The 10,205-nt window shown below is 51.7% G+C and carries 10 protein-coding genes; 6 read left to right on the forward strand and 4 right to left on the reverse strand.

What is annotated here, in order from left to right; genetic code table 11:
- The 4 genes from FC43_RS04965 to fni form a co-directional block, all read left to right on the forward strand.
- Positions 1-391, forward strand: a 391-nt coding sequence (locus tag FC43_RS04965) for an RNA-guided endonuclease InsQ/TnpB family protein (protein ID WP_156648281.1), incomplete at its 5' end; no start/stop codon positions are given.
- Positions 392-608: 217 nt separating this feature from the next.
- Entirely contained in the window at positions 609-1,592 is a 984-nt protein-coding gene (gene mvaD, locus FC43_RS04970; protein WP_019205621.1) for a diphosphomevalonate decarboxylase, read from the forward strand.
- Positions 1,589-2,668, forward strand: a complete 1,080-nt coding sequence (locus tag FC43_RS04975; protein ID WP_056954596.1) for a phosphomevalonate kinase — start codon at positions 1,589-1,591, stop codon at positions 2,666-2,668. The genes mvaD and FC43_RS04975 overlap by 4 nt, the downstream gene beginning before the upstream one ends.
- A 17-nt stretch (positions 2,669-2,685) precedes the next feature.
- The gene (fni, locus tag FC43_RS04980; RefSeq protein WP_056954598.1) at positions 2,686-3,744 is read left to right on the forward strand and encodes a type 2 isopentenyl-diphosphate Delta-isomerase; all 1,059 of its coding nucleotides are present in this window, start codon (positions 2,686-2,688) and stop codon (positions 3,742-3,744) included.
- A 39-nt stretch (positions 3,745-3,783) separates the two neighbouring features.
- On the opposite strand, the gene FC43_RS04985 is transcribed toward fni, so the two are convergent.
- Positions 3,784-5,145 carry an RsmB/NOP family class I SAM-dependent RNA methyltransferase gene (locus tag FC43_RS04985; protein ID WP_056954600.1) on the reverse strand — a complete coding sequence of 454 codons (1,362 nt, stop codon included), beginning with the start codon at positions 5,143-5,145 and terminating at the stop codon, positions 3,784-3,786.
- Between the two features lie 117 nt (positions 5,146-5,262).
- Here FC43_RS04985 and FC43_RS04990 point away from each other — a divergent pair, with 117 nt between their 5' ends.
- The gene (locus FC43_RS04990) at positions 5,263-6,087 is read left to right on the forward strand and encodes a Cof-type HAD-IIB family hydrolase (protein ID WP_056954602.1); all 825 of its coding nucleotides are present in this window, start codon (positions 5,263-5,265) and stop codon (positions 6,085-6,087) included.
- 58 nt (positions 6,088-6,145) lie between these two features.
- Here FC43_RS04990 and FC43_RS04995 read toward each other — a convergent pair whose 3' ends face one another.
- The gene (locus FC43_RS04995; protein ID WP_056954604.1) at positions 6,146-6,661 is read right to left on the reverse strand and encodes a nitroreductase family protein; all 516 of its coding nucleotides are present in this window, start codon (positions 6,659-6,661) and stop codon (positions 6,146-6,148) included.
- Positions 6,662-6,781: 120 nt separating this feature from the next.
- Between FC43_RS04995 and FC43_RS05000 the strand changes: the two genes are divergently transcribed.
- Complete coding sequence (locus FC43_RS05000; protein WP_019205627.1) at positions 6,782-7,708, forward strand: L-lactate dehydrogenase; 927 nt, start codon at positions 6,782-6,784, stop codon at positions 7,706-7,708.
- Between the two features lie 46 nt (positions 7,709-7,754).
- Here the strand turns inward: FC43_RS05000 and FC43_RS05005 are convergent, their stop codons facing one another.
- Both FC43_RS05005 and FC43_RS11350 read right to left on the reverse strand, forming a co-directional pair.
- Positions 7,755-9,440 carry a bifunctional metallophosphatase/5'-nucleotidase gene (locus tag FC43_RS05005; protein WP_235807589.1) on the reverse strand — a complete coding sequence of 562 codons (1,686 nt, stop codon included), beginning with the start codon at positions 9,438-9,440 and terminating at the stop codon, positions 7,755-7,757.
- 7 nt (positions 9,441-9,447) lie between these two features.
- The gene (locus FC43_RS11350; RefSeq protein ID WP_235807590.1) at positions 9,448-9,933 is read right to left on the reverse strand and encodes a hypothetical protein; all 486 of its coding nucleotides are present in this window, start codon (positions 9,931-9,933) and stop codon (positions 9,448-9,450) included.
- Between the last annotated feature and the right edge of the window lie 272 nt (positions 9,934-10,205).

Here is a 10,205-nt window from a genome sequence, read left to right on the forward strand (position 1 = left end):
GGCCAACGTCCAGCACGACTTGATGCAAAAATTTACGACCCAATTGGTCTGCACTTACGATCAGATCGTGATTGAGGACTTAGCGGTCAAAAGGATGCAGATGAGTCACGTGGCGGCCAAAGGGCTTCAGCGTTCCATGTTTGGGTATTTTCGCCAGGTTCTGACCTACAAGTGTGAGTGGTACGGGAAAAATTTGCTGGTAGCGGATCGTTTCTACCCGAGTACCCAACGCTGCTCCGTTTGTGGTCATATCAAGCAAGGCGATGATAAGGTCACTTTGGTTGGTAATCACAAGCATCATACAAAACATGATGAATATATCTGTTACCAGAGTGGCGCGACGCTAGACCGCGATGCAAATGCGGTCGCTAATTTGTTAGCTTTGCTTTAAGTTATCATGGAGCCAGGCCACTGGCTCTGGGGAAACCACTTCCCCTGGATGTCATTCTAGTCGGTCCCTGTCGCTGATCCCAAGTTGGGTGAGCGGGAAAACTGGCGTTTTAACGATGATGAATAAAATTAAGAAAGGGAAACTATATTCTTTCTAACAGCATAAAAGGGTTACTCTTCTATGTTGTTCTACATTTTATATAGCAGGATACTTCATGATGAAAGCAACCGCCCGTGCGCATACCAATATCGCCTTAGTTAAATACTGGGGGAAAAAGGATCCCACTTTGATGCTGCCCCAAACGGACAGCCTTTCCCTCACCTTGGATCGCTTCTACACCACCACTAGCGTTGAATTTGATCCTACGTTAGCAGCCGACCAAATTCAAATCGACCAGGCACCGGCCGCTCCTAAAGTGGCCCAACGCGTCAGCCAATTTTTAGACCTGGTCCGTCCCCAAGGTTGTTTTGCCCGGGTGGCATCGGTTAATAATGTCCCGATGGCAGCCGGTTTAGCTTCTTCGGCTTCGGCCTTTGCGGCCCTCGCGGCGGCGGCCAGTTGGGCTCAGGGGCTGCACCCGTCCCGCACTGAGCTGTCCCGCTTAGCGCGGCGGGGCTCGGGCTCGGCAACCCGCTCAATCTTCGGGGGCTTGGTTGAATGGCACGCTGGTCATGATGACCAATCATCCTTTGCCGAACCGATTCAAGAACACGTTGATTTTGGTTTGGAAATGCTGGCGATTCTCCTGGATACGCGCCAAAAAAAGATCGGCAGCCGCCGGGGCATGCAACACGTTGTGGCCACCTCGCCTTACTATCCCACTTGGCGGGAAGTGGTCGCGCATGACATGGCAGCCATGAAGCTGGCGATTGCCGCCCAAGATATTGATCAAATCGGGCACTTAGCCCAAACCAATGCGCTCCGGATGCACGCCTTGAATTTAGCGGCTGACCCTGGCTTCACCTATTTTAATGCCGCCACGCTTAAAGCAATGGAAACCATTGATCACTTGCGAGAAACGGGCGTAAGCTGTTATTATACGATGGATGCTGGTCCGAACGTGAAAGTAATTTATGATCGTCGTGACCGGGAAACGATATTAACGGCCCTCACCCCCCAGTTTGGCGCTGACCACCTGGCCGTCGCTAAACCTGGGCCGGGGGTAGAGGAATTAACAGATGAGAGGGATTCTTTAATTTGATTACCGCAAAAGCACCAGGCAAATTATATATCGCCGGGGAGTACGCCGTGGTTGAAAACGGCTACCCGGCGATTCTTGTTGCCCTTAACCAATTTGTCACTTGTACAATTTCTGAGACTGATGGACCGACTGGCCAAATCATCAGCCAACAATACCAAAACAGTGCCTTATCGTGGCGCCGCCAGGGGGACCAATTGGTGGTTGACAAACGCGACAACCCCTTTTCTTATATTTTGGCAGCCATTGCCGTAACTGAAGAGTATGCCAAAGCCTGCGGACGGGACTTGCGGGTCTTTAAAATGCAAATCGACAGTCAATTAGACAACCAAAGTGGTCGCAAATATGGGTTGGGTTCTTCTGCTGCGGTCACCGTTGCCACGGTCAAAGCGCTTTGCCAATTTTATCAATTGACGGTTAGCAAGGCCCAAACCTTTAAGCTGGCCGCAATCGCGCACTTCTCCGTCCAGGGCAATGGTTCCTTGGGCGATGTGGCCGCGTCGGTTTACGGCGGTTGGATTGCCTATCATTCATTTGACCGGCAGTGGCTGGCCAACCAACGGGCCATTTTACCCCTACCGACGTTGTTACAACTCCCCTGGCCCAATTTAGCCATTGAACCATTAAAAGTCCCGGAGCGCTTAAAATTAGTGATCGGCTGGACCGGCAAGCCAGCCTCCACTTCTCAATTAGTGGACAAAATTGCGCTCTTTAAAGCTGAGCACCAAGCAGAATACCACCAATTCTTGGAAAACAGCCGGCGGTGTTTAAAAGCGATGATTGCCGGCTTCCAAACCAATAATCTATCGGCCATTCAAGATCAGATTCGGACCAATCGAATTCTGTTGGTAAACCTGGCGAAGCGATCCGGGGTCGCCATCGAAACGCCCTTACTCAAGCAGCTCTGCCAAATTGCGGAACAATTTGGTGGTGCGGCCAAGACTTCTGGCGCGGGTGGTGGGGACTGCGGCATTGTCGCGATTGACCACCAAGCTAACCTAGCCGAACTGACCAATGCTTGGCAACGAGCGGGCATCGAGCGCTTGCCCCTGACCGTCCATTTTGTTGCTGAACCCTAAGCTCCCGGAGGATCGTTATGGAATCAATTCAAGCCCACCGCAAGGTCGAACACCTCTCCTTGGCTGAAAAGCAATACGCCTTAAGCCATGCTGAGCATCCCTTCGACCAAGTCCGGCTAATGCCCAAGGCCTTACCCGAGACGACGGTCGCTGCGGTCGATTTAAGGACCACCGTTGGCGAGCTGACGTTAACGCAGCCTTTCTTTATCGAAGCCATGACGGGTGGCAGTCAGCAATCCACCCGCATCAACCGCCAATTGGCCCGGCTAGCCAAGCGCCATCACTTAGCCATGGCGACCGGTTCCATGAGCATCATCTTTAAGGATCCGGCTGCCAAAGCCTCCTTTACTTGCTTGCGGGAAGAAAACCCCACCGGCCTGCTCTTCGCTAACCTCGGCGCCGGTGCCAATTTAGCCCAGGCCCAAGCGGCGGTGGATTTAATCAAGGCCGATGCCTTGGAAATTCACCTGAATGCCGCCCAAGAAACCGTCATGCCCGAAGGCGACCGGGCTTTTCTGTGGCGGGACCACCTTCGCGAGATCATCACTCACCTTCCAGTCCCCGTAATTATCAAAGAGGTCGGCTTTGGGATGACCAGCCAATCCATTCAAGAATTGGCAGAACTGGGAGCCACCATCGTAAACGTTGCCGGCCGCGGCGGGACAAACTTTGCCATGATCGAAGACCGCCGCAATCATGAGGAATCCTTTGCGGACCTGTATGATTTTGGCCTGACGACTCCCGAAAGTCTCTTGGAAGCCCGCCGGGTAGCAGCAAGCACCCGCCCAACGATCTTAGCCAGCGGTGGGATTACTTCCCCGCTGGATGTGATGAAGAGTCTGGCCCTTGGTGCCAAGGCTGCCGGGGTCGCGGGTTACTTCCTTCATTGCTTATTGCGCCAAGGTGAAACCGGGCTTGATCAAGAGCTCAGCCATTGGACCCGGGAACTAAAACGGTTGTATGCTTTGCTGGGCATTCAGACGACCGCAGACGCTGGCCAAATCGAAACGGTTTGGGACAGTAACTTAACCAATTTTTGGCGGCAACGCACCAGCCAAAGGAAGAGCGAATCCTAAAAAAAGAGCGGGGATTCCCGCTCTTTTTTTAGTCTCGCCTTAGAAACGCAACCCCTTCGGGTAGAAATTTTTCAGAATCCGGTTGGCAACCTTGCCCCAACCACAACTGTGATTTTGACACACGACTAACGCCCAGCCATCGGGAGCTTCAAACGGTAAGGCTTCCCCGTGGACGTATGCCCGCCACTGTTCCATGGTTAAAGCTACCCGCTTTGTCACTTGCTCCGGCGCCAAGGCCAAGGCTAGTGCTAAGGCCGGTTCAAAGCGGCGTTTTTTCAACGTTCCTAAGTGCAAACCCGGCCGCAAAACCGACAAGCCATTCAATGTTGGCATCGCCGTGGGAACTGCATATACCTGATCGCCAAATTTAACCAGCCGCTCCAGCTCAAACGATGGTACCACTTGGTCAAACCACGCTTGGACCAAGGCAAATTCGGCCTTACTCAACCGTAATGCGCCGTTGGTTTGGCGCTTTTTATTTTTGCGGGCTGGTTTAGGGGCCGGCGCTGGCCGTTGATCAACCAACTTCGCAATAAAGTGGCCTTCCCCCGCAAAATGGTGCGGAAACAAGCGACAAGTTTTGGTCAAAGCCGGATTGCCATCGGCCCACGCTGGCCGACCATCGTCCATTCCTGCGGTCTTTTCAATCGGGACTAAGGCTAAGTGCGGATATTCTTTGAGTAACCAGGCAATGACTTGTTCGTCTTCTTCCGGCGCAAAGGTACACGTTGAATAAACCAAGGTCCCGCCCGGCTTCAACATCGTCAGCGCTGAAGCCAAGATTTTCTTTTGCCGGTTGGCACACTCGGCCGGGTAGGTGGGAGTCCAATATTCAATTCCCGCCGGCTCCTTGCGAAACATCCCTTCCCCAGAACACGGGGCATCCACCAAGATCCGATCAAAAAACTGGGAGAAATGAGGCGCTAACTGATCCGGGGCTTCATTAGTTACGACCGCATTTTTCGCCCCCCACCGTTCCAGGTTTTCCGCCAAAATTTTCGCCCGCTTGCTAAAAATTTCGTTGGCAACCAATAAGCCCGTATCGTGCATTTGGGCCAATAAATGGGTGCTCTTGCCCCCGGGAGCCGCACACAGGTCCAAAACCCGCTCACCCGGCTGTGGTGCAACTACTTCGCCGACGGTCATCGCTGATGGTTCTTGACTGTACACCCAGCCGGTTACGTGGTCCAAGCTTTTACCGTTGACTTTGCCAAACCAACCATTTTTAACGTGCGTAGTCGGGCCACTGGCGGCCGCGATGCTGGCCGTCGGCTGACCATTTTTGAGCGGATTGGTCCGAAAACCACTTTGACTCGGTTGGTCAAAGGTCGCTAAAAAGGCTGGCGCCTCCGCGCCGAGCAGGTGTTGGTATTTTTCAATAAAGGCAGCGGGTAATTGCAAATTGCATCGTTCCTTCCAAATTAGTTTCCGATCCATTGTACCGCCCTGCTTCATGTGACGCAATCATTTCCTTTCGTGGTATAATAGTTAGCACGCTGAAACGAAAGGACGACTGCTATGCAACGCCACTTAATTGCCTTGGACCTGGATGGCACCACGTTAAACCGCCATTCGCAACTTGATGCTGAAACGATTGCTACGCTCCACCAACTGGAACGGGCGGGCCACGTAGTCGTGATTGTTACCGGCCGCCCCTACTTGATTTCCCAACGGATCTACGACCAGCTCCATTTGACCTCGCCGATGGTGAACTTTAATGGGGCCTTGACTCACATTCCCCACCAAAAGTGGGCGGGAGAAAAAATTGCGAAGGTCTCCCGGCAAATGAGTTTAGACCTGTTGGATGCCAAAGACGAGCTGGGGTTAAAAACCTTAGTCGCCGAAGATAAACTTCACGTGTGGGCCGATCATCCAACTGATATGTTACCAGAATTTTTGCCCACCACTTTACGCCAAGACCAGTACCTAAACGCGCAAAACCTGTTAAACGACCCGATTGCCCTGACCATTGAATACACCCCTGAACAAAAGCAACGCGTCTTAAACCAAATCGACCAACGCTACGGCCAACTGGTCGAACCCCGGGTGTGGGGCGGACCTTATGAAATCATGGAATTGATTCACCGCGGCATTCACAAGGAAGATGGTTTGGACCACGTCGCTAAATTCTACCAAATTGAGCGTCAAAACATCATTGCCTTTGGGGACGAGCATAATGACTTGGAAATGTTGGATTACGCCGGCCGCGGGGTGGCAATGAAAAACGCCATCGCGGTCATCAAAGCCGTGGCGGATGACCAAACCGAGTATGACAACGATCACGCCGGGGTCGCCCGGTACTTAAAGAAGTATTTCAAACGGGATTTAGCCGACCTAAATTAAAAAGAGAGAGCCAATCACCAGGCCTAATTTTACCAGTGGTGATTGGTCCTCTCTTTTTTTAGGCTTGGTCAGGCGTCAAAGTAATCGTCCGCAAGCGATCCGTTACAAAGTGACGGGGTTTTAATTCATGCGCCGGATGACCGATCGCGATGGCGACCACCGGTACATAATCGGTTGGCAAGCCAAGCGCCGTGCGGGCGGCGACTGAACTTTCAATCCCGCCCTTGAGCGCCCCTAAAATCGTGCATGAGGCCAGGCCCAACTCACTGGCCTTGAGCTCAATATTTTGGGCGATCATCCCCGCACTAAGGTAACCCGCCTGATTGGTTAAGGTCGTTGATAACACCATTACCACCGGGGCCCCATAAAAGGGGTGCCCCGTATCGGCAGCTTCCAACTCATCAATCACCTGGCGATCGGTTACAATCGTCAGTAAGTATTCATTGTACCGCCCTCGCGCTACTGGCGCGTAGCTGGCGGCTTCACTCAAAGCTGCCAGCTGATCCGGGGCAACCGGGGTCGCCTTAAACTCCCGGTTGGCCTGCCGTAATTGAATTGCCGTCGTTAGATTCATGCTCATTCCTCCAATCTATTTTCATTCTACCGCAGAAACCGCTTTTTCGCTTGTTATTATCCCTTTTAAATGTTAAATTAGAATTAAGTTAAAGATTAATTAAATCAAGGGGTTGATGATATGTCACGAAAGGTTGCTGTAATCGGGGATGGCCACGTCGGCGAAACGGTGGCCCACCACTTGGTTGTGGCTGGTTTAGTTGATAAGTTAGTCTTGTTTGACTTAAACGAAGGCAAGGTCAAAGCTGACGCGATTGACTTTAAAGATGCCATGGCCAACCTGCCACACCACGTAGAAGTCACCTACAACGATTACGCGGAGTTGGCTGATACTGATATCATCGTGTCGGCGCTGGGGAATATTAAACTCCAAGACAATCCAGACAACGATCGCTTTGCGGAGTTGCCATACACCAGCCAACAAGTAAAAGCAGTCGCCAAGCAAATCAAAGCGGCCGGCTTCCACGGTAAGTTGGTGGTGATTACCAACCCGGTAGACGTGATTACCATGCTGTACCAAGAAGGAACCGGCTTACCTAAGGAACACGTGATTGGGACGGGGACGCTCTTGGATTCGGCGCGCATGAAGCACGCGGTGGCTGAGGTGTTAGACCTTGATCCGCGCTCCGTCGTTGGTTATAACCTTGGCGAACACGGCAATTCCCAATTTACGGCTTGGTCAACCGTCCGGGTATTGGGAAAGCCCATTACCGAAATTGCGGCTGAAAAGGGGCTGGACTTAGTCGACCTGGATAAAAAAGCCCGCGAGGGTGGCTTTGAAGTCTTCTACGGTAAGAAATATACCAGCTATGGAATTGCAACTGCGGCGGTGCGTCTGGTTGAAACGATCTTCTCAGATGCCCACAGTGAACTGCCTGTTTCTAACTACGTAGCAGAATACGGTCTCTACCTTTCCTACCCTGCCATTGTGGGGGCCGATGGGATCCTTGCCCGGGTGCCATTGAATTTGACCGATGAGGAACTTGCCAAGTTGCAAGTCTCTGCGGACTACATTAAGACTAAATTCGAAGAAAGCAACGCGAAGTAAGCAAAAAGCATTTGGTGCCCTCTAGTTGGCACCAAATGCTTTTTAATTATTGACGCCGAACCGGCGCTTTAATCCCCAGGAGACTTAATAATGTTAAACCGGCCAGCGCCCAATAATTCGGGGCCGTCCCGGTCTGCGGCAATTGCGTAGCTTGGGTAGTTGTAGTTTGGGAGACGCTTGCTTGGGCTTGCTGTCCAGGCGCTTGAGCAGCCGCTAGCAGCTCAACTGGCGCATCCGTTAACAACGGGGTCAAGCCGGTTGGCGCCGGTGACGGCGTTGGTTGCTGCACCGTTGTTTTTCCTTCACCAGCCGGCTTAAGGGCCGCGACTTGGGCCGCAGTCAGGTACACCTTCCGGTCGAGGGCCGGCATTTGAATTGGCGTCCCCCGCTTGGTCATGTCGGTAATATAATCAATAAAGGCTTCTGTATCTTGGCCGACAATCCCCACCAGCTTGGTGTCTTTAAAGGCCGTGAAACTATCCCCGCCTCCGGCTAAAAAGTCGTTGATAACCACGTGGTAAGTTTGATCGGCTTGCAACGGAGTCCCATCGGATTTAAACATTTGCACCACCCGGTATGGTTGGTTAGGATCGGCCTGATCAGTATACGTATACTTCAAGCCCGCAATCTGCAAGTAGAATTTTTGCTCTTCATCATATTGTTGGTTCAAGGCAGCTTCAATCTGGTCACCCGTCATTTCCACCACGCGCAAAATGTTACCAAAGGGTTGCACGGCTTGGGCAGCCCCCCACGTGATGGACTTATCTGGCCCCACCACGATGTCGGCACGCACGCCCCCGGTATTGGTCAACGCAAAGTCGGCTGGCAACCCGGCTTTGCGGGCCTCGTATAATTGCCCATCAACCACAATTTCTCCGGCGCCATTCTCCATGGTTGGTGAATTGTTCAGCCGCCCGGTGATGGTTTCAGCGGTTGCCGCTTGGCCAATTTGCTTGTTAATAATTGGGGCGACCCGTTGGTTAGCATCCGCCACAATCGCTTGTACCTTAGCATCGGCCTGCGTCGCCGGATCGTCAGTTTCTGACAAGACCGGATAAACATGGGCAACGACACTGTCGGCAACAAAATCATTCGTGGCTGGATCCAAATAACCGATAATGTCGTCATAGGCCTTCCCAGTATAAATGGCCTGCACCAAATGGGTTTGGCCTACCTTGGCATTGGCATACTGGTGAGAGTGCGCCGCCAAGTAAATATCAACGCTATTCGCTGGATCTAGTTGATTTAATTTTTGTAAAATATCGACCGCATCCCCCTTGGTCGTACCATTGCTGGAAGCCACCGCCGTGTGGGCCAACACCACAATCGCATTGACCCCCTGGCGCCGGAGAATTTGATCATACTTGGCAATCGTTTCGGCTTCATCCAAGATTTCGTAATCTTTGTAATTATCGTACAAGGTTAAAATTGGCAAGGAAGTCGTTTCAATCCCAATAAAGCCTAATTTGACCACCCGTCCATCGGCAGTATGAATTTCTTGAATCAAGTATGGCTGCAAGCCATCGGGGACTTCCCCCGTGCGTTTGTCAATTACGTTCGCCGTAATGATCGAAATCCCACTTGGTACGTGCGGGTAGGCCATTTCCGCCTCATTGTACTGTTTGGTTGGCGCTTGCCCGTTTACAATTCGCAAGTATTCGGGCAGTCCTTCATCAAATTCATGATTACCTAGGGTCCCGATGGAAATTCCCATGGCTTTTAAAGCCTGCATGGTCGATTCATCTTGCAGTAGGGCTGAATTGGCTGGCGACGCGCCGACCATGTCCCCCGGCTTCCACTCTAATCGTCGTCCCGGTCGGATTGGCCGCCTTAAAATCAGCTTCAGCCGCATTTAAATAGACTGCCAACCGGGCCGCGGTCCCCGTATTTTGGTAGGTGTGGCCATCAATCGTGGCTTTGCCGCCCATTTCCAAATCACCGTGGAAGTCATTGATCCCTAAAATTTGCACCGGGACTTTGCCTTGGTAAGCAGCTGGGTTCGCCCAATCAGTGGTTTGACTTGGCTTGGCGGCTTGATCGTGGTTGGTCACTACCGGTACCGGCGCAGTTTGACTTGCCGTTGGCGACTGTGGGCTGGTTACTACGGCTTGATTGGCAATCACTGGTGAGGTGGTCGTATCAGCCTTGACCGCATTCACCCACAGGGAAAGTCCCAATAAAGTAGAGCCGCACATTAGCAACGACCGGGTTGTGATTTTTCGCATTCGAATTCCTCCATCATTTCTTCATTACAGCTTCAACATTGTCATTAATATACCAATTTTTAAAGTGCTTACAACAATGAGTGCTAAATTTATTAATCATTAAGATAGATGCATATTTAATTAGGGACTAAGCTTGGGGCCCCGAGTTCAGAATTACGGAGACTAAAGCTAGACCATTGGCATAAAACCGAAAACAAAAAAGGAAGCCGAAAAAGGGGGTACTGTACCCTGTCAAGTTGACAGTCTGAAAAAATGAAAAATTGCTAGTCTTA

It is taken from the genome of Limosilactobacillus ingluviei DSM 15946 (genome assembly GCF_001435775.1).
Taxonomy (GTDB): Bacteria; Bacillota; Bacilli; order Lactobacillales; family Lactobacillaceae; genus Limosilactobacillus; species Limosilactobacillus ingluviei.

What these genes read in the sequence shown, in the direction of transcription:
- mvaD (WP_019205621.1), top strand. Translation starts at nt 609, where the DNA reads ATGAAAGCAACCGCCCGTGCGCATACCAATATCGCCTTAGTTAAATAC.
- fni (WP_056954598.1), top strand. Translation starts at nt 2,686, where the DNA reads ATGGAATCAATTCAAGCCCACCGCAAGGTCGAACACCTCTCCTTGGCT.
- FC43_RS04990 (WP_056954602.1), top strand. Translation starts at nt 5,263, where the DNA reads ATGCAACGCCACTTAATTGCCTTGGACCTGGATGGCACCACGTTAAAC.
- FC43_RS04995 (WP_056954604.1), bottom strand. Translation starts at nt 6,661, where the DNA reads ATGAATCTAACGACGGCAATTCAATTACGGCAGGCCAACCGGGAGTTT.
- FC43_RS05000 (WP_019205627.1), top strand. Translation starts at nt 6,782, where the DNA reads ATGTCACGAAAGGTTGCTGTAATCGGGGATGGCCACGTCGGCGAAACG.
- FC43_RS05005 (WP_235807589.1), bottom strand. Translation starts at nt 9,440, where the DNA reads ATGCAGGCTTTAAAAGCCATGGGAATTTCCATCGGGACCCTAGGTAAT.
- FC43_RS11350 (WP_235807590.1), bottom strand. Translation starts at nt 9,933, where the DNA reads ATGCGAAAAATCACAACCCGGTCGTTGCTAATGTGCGGCTCTACTTTA.